General features: G+C 59.6%; 13 protein-coding genes. 6 read left to right on the top strand and 7 right to left on the bottom strand.

The features are described 5' to 3' along the window. The first annotated feature begins 40 nt into the window (after positions 1-40). From FY528_RS17185 to FY528_RS17170, 4 genes are all read left to right on the top strand, one after another. Entirely contained in the window at positions 41-2,236 is a 2,196-nt protein-coding gene (locus FY528_RS17185) for a protein-disulfide reductase DsbD family protein (protein ID WP_149072260.1), read from the top strand. A 102-nt stretch (positions 2,237-2,338) separates the two neighbouring features. Beyond that, the gene (locus FY528_RS17180) at positions 2,339-3,466 is read left to right on the top strand and encodes an isoaspartyl peptidase/L-asparaginase family protein (protein WP_149072259.1); all 1,128 of its coding nucleotides are present in this window, start codon (positions 2,339-2,341) and stop codon (positions 3,464-3,466) included. Positions 3,467-3,993: 527 nt separating this feature from the next. Then, positions 3,994-4,458 (top strand): Lrp/AsnC ligand binding domain-containing protein, encoded by a 465-nt coding sequence (locus FY528_RS17175; RefSeq protein ID WP_149072258.1) that lies wholly within the window; start codon positions 3,994-3,996, stop codon positions 4,456-4,458. Positions 4,459-4,862: 404 nt separating this feature from the next. Next, complete coding sequence (locus FY528_RS17170; RefSeq protein ID WP_187632171.1) at positions 4,863-5,765, top strand: energy transducer TonB; 903 nt, start codon at positions 4,863-4,865, stop codon at positions 5,763-5,765. A 65-nt stretch (positions 5,766-5,830) separates the two neighbouring features. Here the strand turns inward: FY528_RS17170 and trxA are convergent, their stop codons facing one another. Beyond that, on the bottom strand, positions 5,831-6,160 hold the full coding sequence (gene trxA, locus FY528_RS17165) for a thioredoxin (RefSeq protein WP_135397675.1): 330 nt from the start codon (positions 6,158-6,160) through the stop codon (positions 5,831-5,833). Positions 6,161-6,306: 146 nt separating this feature from the next. Then, entirely contained in the window at positions 6,307-9,993 is a 3,687-nt protein-coding gene (dnaE, locus tag FY528_RS17160; protein ID WP_149072256.1) for a DNA polymerase III subunit alpha, read from the bottom strand. A gap of 292 nt (positions 9,994-10,285) precedes the next feature. On the opposite strand from dnaE, the gene FY528_RS17155 reads away from it, so the two are divergent. Further along, complete coding sequence (locus tag FY528_RS17155; RefSeq protein ID WP_149072255.1) at positions 10,286-13,153, top strand: DUF8693 domain-containing protein; 2,868 nt, start codon at positions 10,286-10,288, stop codon at positions 13,151-13,153. A gap of 17 nt (positions 13,154-13,170) precedes the next feature. Next, positions 13,171-13,362: a PID-CTERM protein-sorting domain-containing protein gene (locus tag FY528_RS17150; RefSeq protein WP_149072254.1), complete on the top strand. Its 192-nt coding sequence runs from the start codon at positions 13,171-13,173 to the stop codon at positions 13,360-13,362. Positions 13,363-13,450: 88 nt separating this feature from the next. Here FY528_RS17150 and FY528_RS17145 read toward each other — a convergent pair whose 3' ends face one another. From FY528_RS17145 to FY528_RS17125, 5 genes are all read right to left on the bottom strand, one after another. Then, the gene (locus tag FY528_RS17145) at positions 13,451-14,086 is read right to left on the bottom strand and encodes a LysM peptidoglycan-binding domain-containing protein (RefSeq protein ID WP_168681287.1); all 636 of its coding nucleotides are present in this window, start codon (positions 14,084-14,086) and stop codon (positions 13,451-13,453) included. A 130-nt stretch (positions 14,087-14,216) separates the two neighbouring features. Continuing rightward, entirely contained in the window at positions 14,217-16,490 is a 2,274-nt protein-coding gene (locus FY528_RS17140) for a LysM peptidoglycan-binding domain-containing protein (protein WP_187632170.1), read from the bottom strand. 162 nt (positions 16,491-16,652) lie between these two features. Further along, positions 16,653-19,589 carry a TonB-dependent receptor gene (locus FY528_RS17135; RefSeq protein WP_149072251.1) on the bottom strand — a complete coding sequence of 979 codons (2,937 nt, stop codon included), beginning with the start codon at positions 19,587-19,589 and terminating at the stop codon, positions 16,653-16,655. 94 nt (positions 19,590-19,683) lie between these two features. Then, complete coding sequence (locus FY528_RS17130; RefSeq protein WP_149072250.1) at positions 19,684-20,328, bottom strand: O-methyltransferase; 645 nt, start codon at positions 20,326-20,328, stop codon at positions 19,684-19,686. A 14-nt stretch (positions 20,329-20,342) separates the two neighbouring features. After that, positions 20,343-20,789 (bottom strand): YDG/SRA domain-containing protein, encoded by a 447-nt coding sequence (locus tag FY528_RS17125; protein ID WP_149072249.1) that lies wholly within the window; start codon positions 20,787-20,789, stop codon positions 20,343-20,345. Between the last annotated feature and the right edge of the window lie 67 nt (positions 20,790-20,856).

Genomic DNA, 20,856 nt, shown 5'->3' with positions numbered 1-20,856 from the left:
GGTACGCACCCCATTGGTGCGCTGCTTTTGCTTTCGCTGTATGTCTGCTGTTGTTAAATTTTTGCTCTCACCGCTTCTGCTGCTGGTCTTGCTGGCCAATGCTGCCCCGGCACAGATCCTCATCCCTTCCAAGCTTTCCGCCACCATCAGCAAGCCTACGGCCCAGGTAGGAGAGGAGCTGGACCTGATTGTGAATGCCCGCATTGATGATAAATGGCATCTTTACGCCACGGACTTCGACCCGGATCTGGGACCTACGGTGTTCACCTTCACCTTCGCCAAAAGCCCCGCCTACGAGTTGGTAGGTAAGCCCAAATCCATTGGCAGCAAAAAGAAGTACGACGACGTGTTCAAGGGCGACGTTACGTACTTTGAAGGCACCGGCCAGATCCGCCAGCGCATCCGCCTACTCCAGCCCGGTACCCTTACCATCAAAGCCGAGACGGAGTTTCAGACCTGCACTGACGTGGATGGGCGCTGCATTCCCGGCGAGCAAAGCCTGAGCTTTGGTCCTGTTGAGGTTACGGGCCAGGCAGCAGTAGCGCCGGCCACTACGCCGGCCGCTGCTCCGGCTACAACGGCTACTCCGGCTATGCCAGCCACCGTAGCAGCGGCCCCGGCTCTATCCGCCGATACCACGGCTCCTACTTTGGCGGCCACTTCAGGTACAGTACCCCCCGATTCCGGGGTGGCCGAAAGCCCAACCGTACAGCCTGCAGTGGCGGCTACGGCCGCTCCGGCCACCGGCACTATGCCAGCGACTGGCTTGTGGAGTTTCGCCCTGGCGGCCTTCGTGTCGGGGCTGTTGGCGCTGGTGACGCCCTGCGTGTTTCCGCTGATTCCGATGACGGTGTCCTTCTTCACGAGTGGTGGCGGTACACGGCGGCAGGGCATCCTGAAAGCGGTAGTCTACGGCTTGTCCATCATCTTTATTTATGTGGTGGTAGGCTTGCTCGTGACGGTACTCGCCGGGGCCGATGGTCTCAACCTGATCAGCACGCATTGGCTGCCCAACCTTATCTTCTTCGTGGTGTTCGTGGTCTTCGGCCTGTCGTTTCTGGGGCTGTTCGAAATCACGTTGCCCCACGGTATGGTCAATAAGATAGATGCGCAGGCCGACAAAGGTGGCTGGGGTGGCATTTTCTTTATGGCCCTCACCTTGGTGGTGGTATCGTTTTCCTGCACGGGGCCCATCGTAGCTACCATTCTGAGCCTGGCCGCGCAGGGCGAAAGAATAACGCCCGTGGTGGGCATGTTGGGCTTTTCGCTGGCCTTTGCCTTGCCCTTCACGCTGTTTGCCATCTTCCCGGCCTGGCTGAAAAACCTGCCCCGCTCGGGGGGCTGGCTCAATACGGTGAAAGTGGTGCTGGGCTTCGTGGAGCTGATGCTGGCGCTGAAGTTCCTGAGCATGGCTGATCTGGCTTACCACTGGAACCTGCTTTCGCGCGACATCTACCTGGTGCTCTGGATTGCTCTGTCGGGCTTGCTGGGGCTCTACCTGCTGGGCCGCTTTAAACTCTCCCATGATTCCGACTTGCCTCATCTAAGCGTAGGCCGGCTAATGATGGCCGTGCTGGCCTTCAGCTTTATGACTTACCTGGTGCCCGGCCTATTTGGCGCCCCCTTGCCCTTGCTGGCCGGCTACCTGCCGCCCCAGAGCCGCCACGATTTTACCCTGGCCGCCGCCGTCCCGGCCGCACCCGCGCTGGCCGCTGTCAACAGCCAGTGTGAGACCCCGCGCCACGCTGACTTCCTGGAACTGCCCCACGGCCTGTCCGGGTACTTCGATCTGGAGCAGGCTAAGCGTTGCGCCCGGGCGGCGGGTAAGCCACTGTTCATTGATTTTACCGGTCACGCATGCGTCAACTGCCGCAAAATGGAAGCTACCGTGTGGCGCGACCCACAAGTGCTGAAACGCCTGCAGGAAGACTTTGTGGTAGTGGCCCTGTACGTAGACGATAAAACGGAGCTGCCTCAGGCTGAGTGGTACGTCTCACGCCACGACAACAAGCAAAAAACCACACTGGGTAAGAAAAACGCCGACTTGCAGCTCACGGGCTTCAACGTGAATGCCCAGCCGTACTACGTGCTGCTCGACCCCAACGCCCCGGTCGACCAGGCGCACGTGCTGGCCCAACCCGTAGCCTATGAGCCGGATGCTGCCCGGTTTCTCCAGTTCCTGGATGCCGGCCTGGCCCAGTACCGCCGCCAGGCTCAGCCCGTGGCCACGCGGTAAAGCAGAATGCGGACAACTCGCTTACCTTGCGCAACCCGCTTGCTAGCCTCTGGCTAGTAAGTGGGTTGTTTCTTGATGAACCACCCTTTTCCAACCCTTTCTATGAAAAAGCTTTCTTCTTTCTTGCTGGCCATACTCCTGAGCGGTACGCCGCTGCTGGCGCAGGTGGCCACTGGCTCGGCGGCAGCTCCGGCCGTAGATGCCAGCCGAATTACGCTCGTCATTCACGGTGGGGCCGGCACCATCACCCGCGCGCTGATGACGCCTGAAAAGGAAAAAGCCTACCAGGAAGCCTTGGAAAAGGCCTTGCAGGCGGGTTATGCTATCCTGAAAAAAGGAGGTACTTCCCTCGATGCCGTGGAGGCCACCGTGCGGGTAATGGAAGACTCGCCGTTGTTCAATGCGGGCAAAGGTGCCGTATTCACCCACAACGGCCGCAACGAGCTGGACGCCGCCATTATGGAGGGCAGCACGCTGAAAGCCGGAGCCGTAGCGGGCGTCACCACCGTGCGCAACCCCATCAGTGCCGCCCGCGCCGTGATGGAGAAGTCGGAGCACGTGATGATGGTAGGCGCAGGAGCCGAGCAGTTTGCTCGGGAAAAAGGCCTGGAAATAGTAAAGCCCGATTACTTCTACACCGAGGCCCGCTACCAGCAGCTGCAAAACGCCCTGCAGCAGGAAAAAAGTGCCGGCACCCCCGATGTGCTGAATGCTCCTACCAAGCCGGAAGCGTTGCCCAAGAAAACGAAGGTGAAGATGAAGAACGGTAAGAAGAGCAAGCCAACCGGGGCCGCCGAGAATATCTTCACCGAAGGTAAGAAGTATGGGACCGTAGGCGCGGTAGCCCTCGACCAGTACGGCAACTTGGCGGCGGCCACCAGTACGGGCGGCATGACCAACAAGCGCTACGGCCGGATTGGAGATGCCCCTATCATTGGAGCCGGCACCTACGCCGACAACGGGTCCTGCGCTGTTTCCTGTACGGGCTGGGGGGAGTTCTTCATCCGCGCTACCGTGGCGCGCGACGTGGCGGCCCGCGTGGAATACCAGCGCATACCCGTGCAGCAGGCCGCTCAGGCGACTATCGATAAAGTAGGCCAGCTGGGTGGGGACGGGGGCCTGATTGCCCTGGACCAGGCGGGCAACGTGGCTATGCCCTTCAACTCTGAAGGCATGTACCGCGGCTATATCAAAGCCGACGGCAAATCCCAGATTTCAATTTATAAGTAGCTGAATGCAACGATAGGCTAGTAAAAAGCCTCCTCTGCTGGCAAGCAGAGGAGGCTTTTCTTTTGAGGTAAGATGGAGTTTAGCCGAGAAAAACAGACCTTTGCGCGATTTTTTCCGGGACGATACGCGTCCCGCCCAATAATCTGGGGCTGGGATAGGGTAAAAAAGAAAGGCTGCACCCACCCAGATGCAGCCTCCTGATAAAGGACGCACCCACCCAGATACGTCCTTGTTTTTTCCCACTCACGATTCCCCATTTAAAAGCTGTAGAAGAAGGATTCGAACCTCCACGGAGTAGTTAGCCGGCCGCCGGACCAGTTTTTCCCGAATCTCCACCCCCGAGAGAGGAGGGCATGTCTGCCAGTTTCATCATTCTACAATATGTCCCCGCCTTCTGCGTTGGATTATGACAAAGGTAAAAACTAATCCCTTATTGTAAAATAATTGTAGACTATTTGCTGAAAATTTACATTCTTTTTAATATTTCGTTCATTTGTTTGAAAAAACACTAATCATAGTTTTTGAAAATGGCCCGCAATTACGAACTTGATGACACCGATCGGAAGATCTTGGCCTTGCTCATTGATGACGCCAAGATGCCCTACACCGAAATTGCCCGTAAAGTCCATGTTTCCGGGGGCACCGTGCACGTGCGCATGGCTCGGATGGAGGAGCTAGGCATTGTGCGGGGCGCTACGCTCAACATCGATTATGCCCAGCTAGGCTACGATATCAATGCTTTCCTGGGTATTTACCTCAACAAAAGCTCCGTTTACAACAGCGTAGCCGAGCAGCTTAAGGCTATTCCGGAAATCCTGAGCATCTACTACACCACCGGCAACTATAGCCTGTTTGCCCGCATCATCTGCCGCGACACCAACCACCTGCGGGAGGTATTGCACGACAAGATTCAACTGATTGAGGGCATTGAGCGCACCGAAACGCTTATCTCCCTGGAGGAGACGCTTAACCGGCCCATTCAACTGATTTAGACCTCAGCACATCAGCCGCACCTGTTGCAGCCCAGCCTATAGCCGTTTGTGGCGTAGCTGGGCTGTTTTTGTAACCGGAGGGGCCAGTGGATGAATGTAGATACCACCCGTAATGCTGGATATACAGTATAATTATTATAACATTTATAAGTGTCTTGCCGATTCTGTGACTGCGTGGCAAGAATTGAATAAAACGGGGCTGGTCAAAATCGGACGCTGGCGTTGCCCTCGACTTTGGTTTTGCCCGGGGTGGGAAGCATTGCCCGAGGAAAGTAATAATTTTGCGACCTGAACCGGTAGGTTACGTATGCTAGTTTTGTATATTTAACGTCCACGATTCCAGCAGGCATCCTATGAAAGCACTCCTACTACTCCTTGGGTTATTGTGTTGGTCTTGGAAAGGAATGAGCCAAAGCATGCCGGCCATTTACCTGAATGAGCAAGGCGAAGAAGTAGTGCCCGACAGTGCCACGCATTACAGGATTATTGACCGTAAGACGGAAACTGGATATACCATTCGGGAACATGCGCTCAATGGTACATTGTTGTTAAAAGGTTTTTTTACCAGCATCGACCCGGTGTGGCGCTCTGGACTATTTACCTGGTATCATCCCAACGGTACTAAGGCCAGCCAAGTGCACTTCGAAGATGATGAGCCCGAGGGAGTGTACGTAGCTTGGTACGAGAATGGAAAAGTGCGGGAGCGGGGACAGTTTGAAGGCGGGCAGCGCACCGGCCGCTGGGTAACGGTGCACCGCAATGGGCAGAAGCGCTCCGAAGGCCGCTATCTGTATGGCCGACCGGTAGGCGAGTGGCGCTACTACTACGATACGGGCCAGCTCAGTGCCATTGAGCTCCTGAGCCGGGCCAAGGGCCCTGCTCTGGCTTTCTTCAACCCCGATGGTAGCCCCTACGTGGGCAAGCTGCAGCGGCGCCAAATGCCGGAATTCCCAGGAGGCGAGCAGGCTTTGCTCGATTTTATCAGCCGCACCACCCAATACCCGCGAGATACGCGCCGTAAAGGCATCAGCGGGAAGGTATACGTGTCGTACACCGTAGGCGAAGATGGTCGCATCGGTCAGGTTCGGGTCGTGCGCGGCTTGGCACCAGAGGCCGATAATGAAGCCCGCCGGGTAGTGGAAAGCTTGCCACAGTTTCAGCCGGGTCGGGAATACAACGTGCCCACAGCCGTGACGTACACCGTGCCTATTTCCTTTGCGCCAAACTTCTCGCTGTTCGGCAATGGCAAGGCCTCTCGCACACCGCCTTCGGAAGCACGCGTTGACTTTCCGGGGCAGCACTATTAAGCTCGCGAGCAAAGAAAAAGCCCCGGCATCAAGATGATGCCGGGGCTTTTTCTTTGCTCGCGAGCTTAGGCGGTTACCTGCGCGTCGAGCTTTTGAGCCAGTACGTGCTTGGGTACAGCGCCCACTTGCTTGTCTACAATCTGGCCGTTCTTGAATACCAGCAGCGTAGGAATGCTACGGATACCGAACTTGGCGGAAGTTTGCGGGTTGGAGTCAACGTCGACTTTGCCGATAATGGCTTTGCCTTCGTATTCACCGGCCAGCTCTTCTACCACCGGACCTACCATGCGGCACGGGCCGCACCACTCGGCCCAGAAGTCCACGAGTACGGGTTTATCGGAGTTGATGATCTGGTCGAAGTTCGCATCGGTAATTTCGATGGCTTTATGTCCCATAAGAGTAGGGGGTTTGTGGTGATGACAACGTAAAGTGCTTCTTACGCAGCAAAGGCTGCAAGGTAGCAGATTGCGCTTCAAACAAGGAGCGCGCCGGAAAGTTCATTCGGCCAGTTTGGCAGGTAGTGTCGATTGACTTCCTAAACCTAAATAAGCTGACAGGCCTCGATTTCCATTTCCCGCATGCGGCGGATAAACTCCTTCGGCTCGATGCGGTAGCGGCGGGAATACATATCTACCGTCATGTGCTCGTGGGGCTCGGCGAATTTTATTTCTAGTTTCTTGGAGCCCACACAGCCTTCTACGGCTTCCATGAAGCGGTCCATGAAGGGCTCGGTGATGGTGCGTAGATCCAGCTGCACCCGCACGCCGTTGGCCAGCTTTTCGGCCACGTTAAACAAGGGCTCCATGGTCAGGATCTTGAACTCGAACTGGTCGGAGTCGCGGAAGCGCTGGGCGTATTTGCCCCGGATGTACATGGGCGGCACTTGCTCCTTGTCGTAGTTGCGGGGGTTGATAATACTGCTGAAACGGGTATAGTCGTCGCGGAAGAGGGCCAAGTTCAGGGACGATTCATAGTCTTCTACCGTGAAGGATACGAAAGGCTGCCCCGTCTTGGTGGTCTTGAACAGCACGTTCGTAATCAGCCCGGCCACCGTCACTTCGCGGTTTTTGTAGCTCTCCACCTTGTCCAGCCCGCAGGTGCAGTAGGAGTCTATTTCCAGCTTGAAGTCGTCGAGCGGGTGGCCGGAAAGGTAGAAGCCCACCACTTCTTTTTCGCGGCGCAGCTGCTCGGTAGCGGGCCAAGGCTCCATGTCGGGCACCTTGGGCAGGGGCATGGCCACGGCGCCGAAGGCTCCACCCCCAAACAGGCTTTGCTGCGCCGATTCCTGCTCAGCCTGGTACTGCTGGGCCATGCGCACGGCCTTCTCAATCAGGTTCTGGTCGCCGCTGGGAGCTTCGATGAACTGCCGTCGGTGGTAGCGTTCAAATGAATCGAAGGCCCCCGATAAGGCCAGGCTTTCAAAGGTTTTCTTGTTTACGGCCCGCAGGTTCACGCGCTTGGAGAAGTCGAAGATGTCGGTGAAGGGTCCCTTCTTCATACGCTCCTGCACGATATTCTCAATGGCCGCTTCGCCGGCCCCTTTCACGGCGGCCATGCCAAAGCGAATCTGCCCCTGCTTGTTCACGTTGAACTTCAGGATGGATTCGTTCACATCGGGGCCCAGTACGGGCACACCCTGCTTGCGGGCTTCCTCAATAAAGAACGTCACCTTCTTGATGTCGCCCATGTTGTTGGTGAGCACCGCGGCCATGTACTCGGCGGGGTAGTTGGCCTTGAGGTAGCCGGTCTGGTAAGCCACTACGGAGTAGGCGGCGGAGTGGGAGCGGTTGAAGCCGTAGGCCGCGAACTTCTCCATCACGTCGAATACCTCCGAAGCCTTCTTGGCGGGAATGTTGTGCAGCTTCTTGGCGCCTTCCACAAACTTTTCCCGCTCCTGGGCCATCTTCTTCATGTCCTTTTTCCCCATGGCGCGGCGTAGCAAGTCAGCGCCCCCAAGGGAGTAGCCGGCCAAGATCTGAGCGGCCTGCATAATCTGCTCCTGGTACACCATGATGCCCTGGGAGTAGTTCAGGATGGGCTCCAGCAGCTCGTGCGGGTATTCCACCGGCTCGCGGCCGTGCTTGCGGTTGATGAAGTTTGGAATGAACTGCATCGGGCCCGGCCGGTACAGGGCGTTCATGGCAATCAGGTCCTCAATGTTAGTGGGCTTGAGGTCCTTGAGGTACATGCGCATGCCCTCCGACTCGAACTGGAACGTGCCGATGGTGTCGCCGCGCTGGTACAGCTCGTAGGTTTTGGGGTCGTCAATCGGAATTTCATCGATGTCGATTTTGACGCCGTGGTTCTGCTCGATCAGGTTGATGGCATCCACGATGATGGTCAGGGTCTTCAACCCCAGGAAGTCCATCTTCAGCATCCCGGCACTCTCAATCACCTTGCCGTCGAACTGCGTCACGAGCAGGTCCGAGTCCTTGGAGGTGGAGACGGGAATGTACTTGGTGATGTCGTCGGGGGCAATGATGACGCCGGCGGCGTGAATGCCCGTGTTGCGCACCGAGCCTTCGAGCTGGGTAGCCAGGCGCAGAATCTGCCCGCGCAGGTTGTCGGGGGCCTCGTCGCGCCGGATCATGTCCAGCTCCTGGTTTTCGGCAAAGGCCTTGGTCAGGGTAGTACCCACCTGGTCGGGCACCATTTTCACCAGGTCGTTGGCCTGGGGCAGGGGCAAATCCATAGCCCGGGCCACGTCCTTGATGCTGGACTTGGCGGCCATGGTGCCGAAGGTAATAATCTGGGCAACCTGCGTCTTGCCGTATTTATCCACCACGTAGTCAATGACTTTCTGACGGTTAACATCGTCAAAGTCAATATCGATATCGGGCATGGACACGCGTTCCGGGTTCAGGAAACGCTCAAACAGCAGGGAGTACTTGATTGGGTCGATGTTGGTGATGCCGATGCAGTAGGCTACTGCCGAGCCCGCCGCCGAGCCCCGCCCCGGGCCAACTGCCACCCCAATGTTGCGGCCGTGGTTGATGAAGTCCTGGGTGATGAGGAAGTAGCCCGCAAACCCCATGGTTTCAATCACGCGCAGCTCGTAGTCGAGGCGCTCCTCAATTTCCGGGGTGCGCTCAGAATAGCGCCGTTTGGAACCCTCGAAGGCGCCTTTGTACGTCAGGTGCCGCAGGAAGGCATCGGCGGTGGGGTGCTCGGGCGGGAGGGGGAAGTTGGGAAGCAGAATATCCCGCTGCAGTTTGGGCGGGGTAATCTTGTCCACAATTTCGTTGGTGTTGTCCACGCTTTCCGGCACGTCCCGGAACAGGCGGTTCATCTCCTCTTGGTTCTTGAAGTAGAACTGGTCGTTGGGGAAGCCGAAGCGGGCCCGGGGCTTGGGCATCTGGGCTTCCTCATCAATGCGCATAAGCTGACGGCGGACCTGGTCATCAGAGGCGGCGAGGGGGCGTAGATTGTCAAGGTGGTCGTAGAGCACCTTGTTGTCCTGGGACATCAGCCGGAAGTACTTGGTCTGAAAGTCGCCCACGGGGATGCTGTGCTCCTCGCCGGTGTTCACGCACAGCAGAATATCGTGGGGGGCAAAGTCGGTCTGCTCCACGTAGTGGGAGTCGTTGGTGCAGATAACCTTGATGTTGTATTTCTGGGCCCAGCGCAGCAGCACCTGGTTGAGGTCCTCCTGGCTTTTACCCGTGTTGTCGATGTTCTTTAGGCCGTGGCGCTGGATTTCCAGGTAGTAATCCTCGCCGAATACATCGAGCCACCACTTCAGCAGCTCCTCAGCTTCTTCTTCCGACTTCCAGAGCAGGGCCTGCGGAATCTCTGCCCCGATGCAGCAGGACGTGGCAATCAGACCCTCGTGGTACTGCAGCAGCAGCTCCTTGTCAATACGCGGATACTTGGAATACACACCCTCGATAAAGCTCATGGAGCAGAGCTTGGCCAGGTTCTGGTAGCCGGCCTGGTCTTTGGCGAGTAGCAGCTGGTGGTGGCGCACGTCCCGCTCGCCCTTTTCCCGGCTAAAGCTTTTCTTATGCCGGTCTTCCACCAAATAGAACTCGCAGCCGACAATGGGCTTCACATTGTACTTGTTAGCCTCCGCTACGAAGTTGAAGGCCCCGAACATGTTGCCGTGGTCGGTGAGGGCTACGGCGGGCATTCCATCAGCCTGGGCCTTTTTCATCAAAGCCGATATGCTGGCCTGACCATCGAGCAGGGAATATTGAGTGTGGCAGTGCAGGTGCGAGAAAACGGGCATGGGCAACACGCTCCGGCCCGTGAGTGGGCCCAAGCATCAGGTAAAGTTACCCACGAATTGGTGGCCGGGAAAGGTTGCGCGGCAAGGGATTTTGGCGTATCACCAGTAGGGCGCTGCTTCTCGAAAGCCGGAAAGAGACCTTTCCCGGCTTAGAGTTCACATACTCATGTGAGCAGGCAGCGCGAGGCTACCACCCAAAGTGGGTATAAGGGCTGCCTGGGGCCGGCGCATTTTTGTGCCGCCGAATTCTGCTACCAGCAGCGCGGCACAAAACGCCCTTTTTACCTCTTCTATGAAAACAAGCTTACGAGTACCGCTGGCAAGCGTCCTGCTGTTAGGACCCTTGGTGGCGCTGGCCCAAACGGGGCCGCAGGTAAGTGTGTCGCCTACCTCCGTCGTGCTCTGCGACAACCGGCAGGCCACGCTGACGGCTACTGCTTCCGTCGCCAATTTCTCCGCTGGTTCGGCCCTGCAGTTTGATGGGACGGATGACTTTGCCAGCGCCGCGCACGATGCGGCGCTGGATATCAGCTCGGCCATTACTATTGAGGCCTGGCTGAACGCCTCTGCGTCTACCGCTTACAACGTGCAAAACGTGGTGTGCAAGTCGTCGTTCAGCCAGAACACCGGCTACATCTTCCCGCGCACCGATAACAATTGGAGCGACCTGGTTTTCTACCTGCACCTGAACGGGGCCTGGCGCATTTTCTCGGTGCCTTACAGCCAGTACCGGGGCGCGTGGCACCACCTGGCCGCCACCTACGACGGGCAGCGCGTAAAGCTGTTCATTGATGGGGTGAAGCGCCTCGACCAGGCCCAGACGGGCACCATTGCCACCAACAGCAATCCGCTGAGTGTAGGCACGCAGCCGGGCTACGGCGAATTCCTGAAAGGCCAAGCCGACGAAATACGCGTGTGGAACATAGCGCGCTCTGAGGCAGACCTCACGAAATACTACGGCCAGGTGGTGTCCCCGGCAGCGGCCGGGCTGGTGGCCTACTATCACGCAGATGAAGGCAGCGGCGAGACCCTGGGCAACAGCACCTCGGCGGCGTTGTATGCCCAACTTGGCTTAGGCTCAACTAAGCCCACCTGGGTACAGTCGGAGGCGCCCGTGGCGCCGGCCCTGCGCTACAGCTGGTCGCCAAGCGCCGGGCTGAACCTGACTGACGGCCCCGTCGTGAAAGCCCTGCCCGAGCAGACAACCACGTACACAGTACGCGTAACCGATGCCGTAACCGGCCTGCACGCCGATGCCCAAGCAGATGTTAACATCAGCGGGGACGGCTCCAACGTGTGGACCGGCATTGTGTCGAGCGACTGGCGCGACCCGGCCAACTGGCGCTGCGGCACGGTGCCCGAGTTCGGGTACGACGTGGTTATTCCGGCCGGCACTCCATTCAGCCCCGAGTACAAGGGCAGCACCAACGGAGTCCGCAACATCACCATCGGGGTGGGGGCTACCTTCACATTTAGCGGCACGCCCAATACCGTTTTTACCGTGGGAGGCAAGTTCGTCAACCACGGTACCTTCAACCACCAGCAGGGAATCGTGAGCATAGCCGGGGCCACGCTGGACGACATTGAAAGTGACTCCCCGCTGAGCTTTTTGAACCTGAGCATTAATGGAGCCGGAGCCCGGCTGGCGGCCACCACTGAAGTGCGTGGCCTGCTCACGCTCGGCGGCGTGCTGAATACGAATGGCCATCAGTTGACCTTAAAGTCGAATGCGGACGGGACGGCATCGGTGTACAACAATGGTACCGGCGGCGTTGTGGGGCCGGTGCGGGTGCAGCGCTACATTGATGGCAGCGTCAATCCTTCGGTGGGGTACCGCCACCTGAGTTCCCCAGTAAGCGGAGCGCCGTTCAGCAGCCTGCAAGTAGCGGGCGGAACGGCACCCGTGCTCAATCCCGCCTATAACGTGGCTGCCAACCCTGGTGCGGTGAAGCCATACCCGACGGTGTTTGCCTACGATGAAACCCGCCTGACGGGCGGGGCCGCCAGTAGCTTCAGCGCGGGGTGGGCTTCCCCGGCGGCCGCCACGGACCAGATGACGGCCGGCCAAGGCTACACCGTGCATACCATGCCTGGGGTCCTCACCTTCGTTGGCCCCCTGCACAACGGCAACTATGACGTGCCTCTGACGCGTGGTATTACAGGCCAGGGCTGGAACCTAGTTGGCAACCCCTATCCTTCGCCCCTGAACTGGGACCTGGTGACGCTGCCTGCCGGTATCGACGCGGCGGCGTACCTCTATCAGTCTACGGGCAAGTACACGGGGCGCTACGTGGCTTACGTGAACGGAGTAGGGGCACCGCGGGCCCACCTCATCAGCATGGGACAGAGCTTTTTCGTGCGGGCCAATGCCGGCACTCCCACCTTGCCTTTGCGCAACATCCACCGCGAAACCACGCTCCAACCAAACGTTCTGCAGCGCCGAGCCGAAACGCGCCCCTTGCTGGCCCTGGCGCTGGCGCCCGCCGATGCTCCCGCTGATGCCGAACCGGCGGATGTCTTCTACACGTACCGTCAGGAGGGCGCTACCGCCGCATTCGACGGAAAGTACGACGCCTTTAAGCTGCAGCCCAGCGGCCCGTCCTTGTATCAGATGCGTAGTGCAACCGAGCTACTGGCCGTGCAGGGCTTACCCGCCGATTCTCAACCCCAGCAGCTGACCATGGCTATTCAGGTGCCGGCGGCGGGACGCTACACGCTGCGGCCCCTGCAACTCGAAAATTTTGCGGCGACGGAAGGCCTGTGGCTGGAAGACAAGCAGGCTGGCTACTGGCACAACCTTCGTCAGGGTGCCCTCACGGTGGAGCTGCCCCAGGGTACCACGGCCCAGCGCTTTGTGCTGCACCTGGGCGTGCAGGCACCCCTGGCTACCCGGCCAAGTGCAGCCGTTGGCTCATTGATGCTGTATCCCAACCCAACAACGGGCGAGGCGTTGACGCTGGAAGCCTATGGCCTGCAGTCCGGAGCGTTGAGCTTCCAACTACTCAACAGCCTGGGACAGGTGGTACATACGCAAACGCTGACGGCACCCCAGGGAAGTGTACGCCAGACACTGGCGCTGCCACAGTTGCCCGCCGGCGTTTACACGGCCCAATTGCACACCGCAGGCGGGGTGTTGGCCCATAAACTAGTTATTCGCTAACAAGCTTTTTCTCAGACATGCATTTTCGCTGGCTCTTGCTCGTGCTGACCCTGCTGGCGGCACAGCCCCTTTTCGCCCAAGGCTCCCCACCCGAAGGAGGCCCACAACCCGATAACCCAACCACAGTTCCCATTGATGGGGGCGTAAGCCTGCTGCTGGCGGCCGGGGCTGCGGTAGGTATTCGACACCTGCGCCGCCCGGCTCGCTAATATGCCGGTTCTATGCTAAGCCAAACAGCCTTTCTCCGCGGAGAAAGGCTGTTTGCTTTTAATACTACCTAGAGAAGAAGGCTCCGGGCTAGCGGGCCGGCTCTACTGCCAAGACTTCCCCGATTTTTACGCCGTTATCGGCTTTGGCATTCCATTCCTGGATCTGCTTGGGCTTTACGCCGTACCGCCGGGCAATGCTGAACAGCGTTTCGCCCTTTTGCACGGTGTGCTGGAGCCGGGCCGTTGTCGGTTTCGAAACTTCTGGCACGGCGGCTGGAGCTGACTTCACAGGAACCGGCGCGGCCGGGGCTGGCGTAGGGGTAGCCGCCGCTACCGCCGGAGCCGGGGCCGCATGCGTGGGGCCAAAGAAAGAAGCAGCCTGCAACCGCGCGGCGGCGGCCTTCAGGGCGGGGTTTTTGGCCGCCCGAGCATCGAAATTGCGGTATTGAGGGCTACGCAGCAAGGTCTGTAGCTCTACCTGCCAGGGCTGTTGGCGCAGCCGCTGGGCCAGTTGCTGCTGCTGCTCGCGGGGGAGGCTGGTAGTATAGGCACTAAGGCGCTGGTTGAAGGCCGGAATGTCTTTCAGGGCTGCCTCAATCAGCTGTACGGAACGGGCGTCGTTAGGCTCCCAGTAGATGCTGCGCAGCTGCCTGACGCTGGCTTGCACCAAGGCCGACATAGCCCGGACGGAGTCCTCGGCCAATGGGGGAGGGGAGGCAGGCAAGGTAGCTTGCGCCTGGACCTGCGCTTGGGCTAGGCTTGCATAAGGAAGCAGGCCAAGCAGCAGTAGGAATCGAAAGAAAAAACGCATTGGGTAAGGTTAAATCTGCCAGATAAAGGTGCCTAAGACCTAATTATTTAGCTGCTTTAATGACCAGGACTTCCCCGAGCTTCACGCTCGTATCAGGCTTGCTATTCCATTCCTGCACCTGCTGAACCGTCACGCCGTACTTGCGGGCAATGCCGTACATGGATTCCTTGGCAGCTACCGTATGCTTGATGGGCGCAGCTTCGGGCGCAGCTGCTGGCGGAGTAGAGACAGCCGAGGTCGGGGCTACTTCGGCCGGGGCCGTGACCCGCAAGGATTGGCCAATTCGCAACGAAGGATTGGCGGGCAGGCTGTTCCAGGCAATCAGGTCGGCAGGACGCAGATTATAACGACGGGCTACGCCATAGAGGGTTTCCTTAGGCTGAACCACGTGTACGCCGTTAGCAGGAACTGGCTCAACCGTGACGGGAGCAGCCGGGGTGGCCGGAGCAGGGGCAGGCGTGGGCGTAAGTGCGGTTTCGGGCGCCGCCGGGGGAACCGCCGCTGCTTCGGCCGGCGCAACCGACGGAGTCGCAGCGGCTGGCGCTGGTTGGGTGGGGGCAGGCACGGCGGGTTGGGCGGAAGCAGCGGGAGCGGCCGGCGTTGGTGAGGCCGCCACTGTAGGCGCCGGCTGGCTGGGCTCGTCGGCGACGGGCGCTGCCGGAGGCAGCTGAGCCGGTGCCGCCGGCCGGCCGGTGTACAAAGTCTTCGGCGCGGGCGCAGCTTCCTTGGGGGCAGCAGCGGTAGCAGCCGTGTCCCCGGAGGCGGCCGGAGCGACAGTTTCGGTGGGTTGGGTGGCCGCAGTGGCAGTGGGGGGCTTTTTCAGCAAGCTGCCTATTCCTTTTTTCCGCTGCACGCTGTCTTCTTCCTCGGCATTCTCATTGTCGTCGATGACGCGCTGGCCCGCAGCCGTACGGCCCGTATACACGTCGGCTTCGGCCGGACGGCTTTTGCTGGGGGCGGAGCTGGCGGCCGGTTTGGGCGCACCCTTAGGCGCAGGTTTGGGTGCAGGAGCTGCGGCGCCATGGGGCCGCTCGAAGGCTGCCAGCGCCGCCGGGTTGTTTACGGGCAGGTACTCCACGGCCACTTCGCGGGGGCGGGTATGCTGTAGCCACAGCAGGCGCCCGGGTTTTAGTTCCTCGTTGCGGGCCATGCGGTTCTTGTGCCAGATGGCCTTGGCGCGCAAGCCGTATTTCTGCGACACCGTCGTCACGCTTTCTCCGGGCTGGGCTACGTGGTACTCCACGTCGGCTTTGTCGCGTTTCTTCTGCACAAAGTACGCCTGGCCGGGCACGATGTTGTCGAAGGCAAACAGGTCGTTGTACTGCATGAGCTTGCGCACCTTCAGGCCCGCCCGCTTGGCCAAGGTTTCTTTGGTGTCGCCGGGCAGGGCCACCAAGGCGCGCAGGCCGTTTACCCGCACAAACTCTACCTGCTCGGGGTCGGGCTTGGGGGCGTGTACCAGGGCCGTAGCGGCGTCCTTCTGCTGGGCGGCCAAGGCCGTCAGCTGCAGCGCATCGGTGATGGGAACTACCAGGGTATAGGGCCGGTCCGTGGGCACCGTAGTGCCTGCCAGCAGCCAGCGGTTGTGCCGGGCCAGCTCCTCGGGGCTGGTGTGCAGCGTGGCGGCCACGGCGGGCAGGGCCTGGCCGGGTGCCGCCGGAAACTCCTGCAGTAGCAGGGCGGGCTTGGGGTTTTGCCCGCAGGCCGGCTCGTACGCTAGCTTGTGCGCCAGAAAAGTGAGAATGTACGGGTGGGTCTGCTCCGTAATTTCCATGGCCGTAGCCCCGGCATCGGTGGGCAGGGTGTAAGGTTTGGCTCCGGATGCTCCCAGGTTGTAGGTGAGCAAGGCATTCAGCCAGTTGCGGTACTGCTGGTTGCTGCGCGTCAGGTATTGGGCCGCCGCTCGGGTAGCGGCCGTAATGTGCTTGCGCTCATCAACCACGTCGTTCATTACCAGCCCGTAATCCTGGGCTGCCTCGCGCTTAAACTGCCAATAGCCTACGGCATCGTGAATGCTCTGGGCGTCGCCCTGCAGGCCGCTTTCCTGAATAGCCAGAAAGTGGAAATCCAGGGGTACGCCTTTCTCCTGCAGTACCCGGTCGATGATGGGGAAGTAGGCGTCGGCCAGGGCTACGCGCGCCAGGAAGGAAGCGTTGTGCCGCCGGAGGGCATCTACTTTCTGCTGCACGGCCGTGCGGCCCCCATCCGAAAAGGTGAGCTTCAGCCCGGCAAAGGGCAGCTCTTTGGGTACCGTAATGCTCTGGGCCCGGACCAGCAAGGGCAGGCAGCAGAGCAGGAAAAGTACGAGTCGTTTCATAAGTAAGCAGTAGAAAAAGGGCCGCCGCCGACGGGCCGCCGCGCTTCTTAGCTTACAAAGTAGGGGAAAAATTCCGGGGGCTTCAGCCCAAAACAGGAAAAAAACGCCCCTGCATTGGCCAGAAAACCAGTGCAGGGGCATTATGCCAATCAGGAAATTGCACTACCGCGGCCCGCCCGGCCCGTCGGGGCGGCCCCCGCCGGGGAAGCTGCCGGGTGTCCCGTCCCGGCGGGGGCGGTCCTGGTCGGGGCCCGGGGCGTTGCCTGCCCCACCAAAGCTGCGCAGGTTGTAGGTAAACACCAGCATCAGGTAGCGCTGCAGAATGTTGGTGCGCACATCCTCGGTGTATGCGGGCAAAATGTTGCGCTGGATGCTGTTGTTCTGCCCCAGCAGGTCAAAGGCATACAGCTGCAGCTCGCCTTGCTGCTTGGCAAACAGTTTTTTGCCTAAGCTGGCATTCCAGAGCACAAAGTTTTGGTTGAACCCCGCCGACAAGCCCGAGTAGGACACATGGTTCACGTCCGACTTCAAGGTAATGCCTTTGGCCATAATCCAGCTGAAGCGCAGGGTGGTGTTCTGCCGGAAGTAGCGGCTGTTGATTTGCGTGCCCAGGGAGTTGCGCACGTAGGTCTGGGTAGAGTTCGACGACAAGGTGAAGTCCAGCTCGGGGCTGATGTTGCTGCTGAGCGCGGCCCCGAAGCCGAAGGCCGGAGTGCGGTTGTAGTTCAGCTGCTCATTCACTAAGCCGGGGGTTTGCAGGTAGGTGGCCGAGGCGTTCAGGTTCAGGTTCGATTTGAGCAGCGTGAGCGGAAAGCCGTAGGTAAGGGCCGAGCGCAGGGAGTACTGCTGGTTCAGGTTGATGGGCTGCGTAATCTGCCCTCCGGCTGGTATTACCACGCCCCCAATGCTGGTGGGCTCCCGCACGATGCGGGTGGAGTTGGTAATATAGTTATCCGTGTAGGAGCCGCCCAGCAAAGCAAAGAAAGAGCTGGATTTCTCGGGCTGCGCGGCCGAGTAGCGCAGGAAGGCGTTGTGTTGAAACTCCTGCTCCAGGGCTGCGTTGCCAATGGTAATCTGTAGTGGGTTGGCGTTGTTCACCACTTCCTGCAGCTGGTTGATGTTGGGGTTATTGGTGCGCATGCGGTACGTCAGGCGCAGGTTTTGCTGCTTAGAAAAGTTATAGCGCAGCGTGGCATTGGGCAGCACATTCAGGAAGTTGCGGCTGATGCGCGCCTCCCGTGGGAAATCCTGCTCGTTGCGCAAGGTGGCATACTGCACGTCGGCCCCCACCGACCACTGAAACTCCTTGTTGTTGAACCGGTAGCTCAAGCCACCGCTCTGCGTCATGTAGCGGCTGGAAAATACGTTGCTCAGGTCAGTATTGACGGTTGTGTACTGGCCGGTCGTGGCGTCGAAGTTGTAGGTGCGCTTATCCGAGTCGTTGGGCGCCAATGAGGTGGTGGCGCTGAACTGCAGCTGGCTAAGTGGGCTCAAAGGCTCGGTGTAGTTCGCATCGGCGCGCCAGCTCCATCCGTTCTGTCGGAGCCGGGAGTATTGATCTGTGAGGCTTTCCGCTGCTGGGTCGGAGGTGTAGTCAATATTGCTGCTGGTGAGATAATTGCTGCCATTCCGGCGGTTATAGCCCAGGTTCAGGCCTAGGGAAAACGTGCGGCCGCGCTTGGCAAAACGGTGGCGGTACAGCAGGTTGTTGCTGAAGTTGATGCCCGTTTGAGCAGCCCGGTAGGCGCTGTTGTTGGTGCTCTGGGTGCTGTCGGGCGCGCTTTGTTCGGTAAAGTCTTTGAACAGCTCCCCGGCCAGGGTGCTGCTGCTGGTGTTGCGCTGCACCGAAAGGGTAGGGCGCCAAAGCAGGGAGTTCAGCGAGTCGAATTTGTGTTCGATGCGCAGGTTGAGCCGGTTGTTGATGTTGCGGCTGCTGCCCCGCGAGTCTTCATTGTAACGCAGGTCATCGGCCGTGTAGGTGCGGGCCGTGGTGCTCTGCAGGGTGTTGTCAGAGAGGTTAAAGAAGTAGCTGCCCTGTACGTCGGTTTTGGTGCCGATGGTGTTGGAGTAGTTCAGCCCCAGGGCGTGCGTCCGCGAAATGCCGTTGTTCTGGTTTACCAGGAAGTCCCCGGCGTTGTTGCCGCCTCCGCCCTGGCCCCCGCCGTTGCCACCGGGCCCACCACCCCGGCCCCCGCGGCCCCCGCCGCCCTGGCGCGAGTTGCCCACCACGCCCAGCAAATCCTCAGTGCCGAAGTTCTGCTCATTGATGTTGTTGGAGAGGCCCAGCACCGACAGGCGCCGCTTGTTCTTAAAGGAGTTTACGTTGCCGTTGAGGCGGTACTTGCCCCCATCCTGATCGGGGCCATAGCCGGCTACCACCCGCCCAAACTGCCCGTTGCGGAAAGAAGGCTTCGTAACAATGTTGATGGTTTTCTGCTGGTTGCCGTCGTCGAAACCCGTGAACTGACTCTGGTCCGAGGCCCGGTCGTACACCTGTATCTTGTCGATGATTTCGGCCGGAATATTCTTGAGCACCGCATCGGGGTCGTTGCCGAAAAACTCCTTGCCATCTACCAGCACGCGCTGCACCTGCTCGCCCTGGGCCTGCACCTTGCCGTTGGCATCTACCGTCACGCCGGGCATCTTGGTAATCAGGTCCTGGGCGTTGGCGTCGGGGTTGGTTTTGAAGGCCCGGGAGTCGTACTGGGCCGTGTCGCCTTTCTGCACGGCGGCGGGGGCGCGGCCCGTTACCTCCACCCCTTTGAGTTGCACTCCACCGGCTTGCAGCGGTACAGCACCCACCTCCAGGGGCTGATCGGTGACTTCCACGGTGCGCTCCACATTCTGGTAGCCCAGAAAGGAAATAGTAAGCTGGTAGGTGCCGGCGGGTACATCCGTAATAGAGAAGTTGCCTTCGGTATCTACAGCCGTGCCCAGCTTCTGGGTTCCAGGCTGGCGCGTAAGTACCACGTTAGCCCCAATTAGCGGCGACTGGTCTTTTCCGTCCAGTACGCGCCCGCGCACGGTAGTGGTCTGGGCCAGCAGACTGGAGAGCGTAGCGAAAAACAGAAAAATACCGAGGAAAAGAGCTTTTTGCATTACGTCTTGAAAAGGTCACATAAGACCATAGACGCAACCCAAGCCCAGACGTTTAACGAGTACCCGAAAAAGCACGGTTATTTTCTGGGTTGCCCTACCGCTTGCGCACCAGCAGCAGTCCGTCGCGCAGGGGCAGCAGCACGTTTTCTACCCGCTCGTCGGCCTGCACTTTGGCGTTGAAGGCCCGCACCGCCTGGGTGTCCTTGTCGGATGGTTTCACGGGGTAGCCGTCCAGCACTTTGCCGCCCCACAGCACATTGTCAATCAGCAGAAAGCCGCCGGGGCGCACCTGGGGCAGCACCAGCTCATAGTAAGTGTCGTTGTTGATTTTGTCAGCGTCGATAAACACTAGGTCCCAGGTTTCGGCCAGCTCGGGCACGATGCGGCGGGCGTCGCCGATGTGGATGTGAATATTGCCGGTCAAGCCCGCTTCGGCCACGTAGCGGCGGATGCGGCTTTCCAGCTCGGGGTTCTGCTCTATGGTGTGCAGCTCGCCAGCTTCCGCCAGCCCTTCGGCCAGGCACAGGGCCGAGTAGCCCGTGAATGTGCCCAGCTCCAGCACGCGGCGGGGGCGCACCATGTGGCTGAGCATGCTCAGCAGCCGACCCTGCGCGTGGCCCGAGAGCATGCGGGCGTGCAGGAGCTGCACATGGGTTTCGCGGTTGAGGCGGGCCAGCAGGGGGCTTTCCGGGGAAGTGTGGCGGTCGGCGTAAAGCTGGGCGTCGTCGGCGGAGTACATGCAGGGAGGTTAGATTAGGCGTCGGGCGGCAAAGGTACCAGCCGGAACTTCCAGACCCGAAAGCCCGATTTCCCAGCCTCGTACCAAGCACCATTTACCCGAAAAAGACCTTCGTAGCGGTAGCCAGTGCCAGATTCAGTTTCTACCTTTCGGAAAACACGCACCGGCTGACCTGTTTCCAAGCTTCGGCACAAGGCTTGGTTACGGGAGTTTAGTTCTTGGTCGGTGATTTGATGGCCAGTTTTTGGGTCGCGTCCACCGTGCCCGGCGTAGAGCAAATAAGTTTCGGCTACCACATCGTCTTCGTACTGATCGGCCAACACAATGGAGTCAGCACCTTCGGCTGCGCTACCGCTGATGCCGGCCCGCGTAGGCCGGTGCAAGCCCGCTTGGCTTAGCGCCAACCGGGACGGAAGAACGTCACCGGGGCGGTAGTAGCTGATGTGCCCGAAGATTGGCATACGTAGCAGTTGCTAGCTGGGCGGCTAGAGGGCGGATGATACTAAAGGAACAGCAGCCAGCTAGCTA

Origin of the sequence: Hymenobacter lutimineralis (assembly GCF_008271285.1) — a bacterium.
In the GTDB taxonomy this organism is placed as follows: Bacteria; Bacteroidota; Bacteroidia; order Cytophagales; family Hymenobacteraceae; genus Hymenobacter; species Hymenobacter lutimineralis.
The sequence above is the reverse complement of the archived record's forward strand: the minus strand, read 5'-3'. Positions and strand labels throughout refer to the sequence as shown.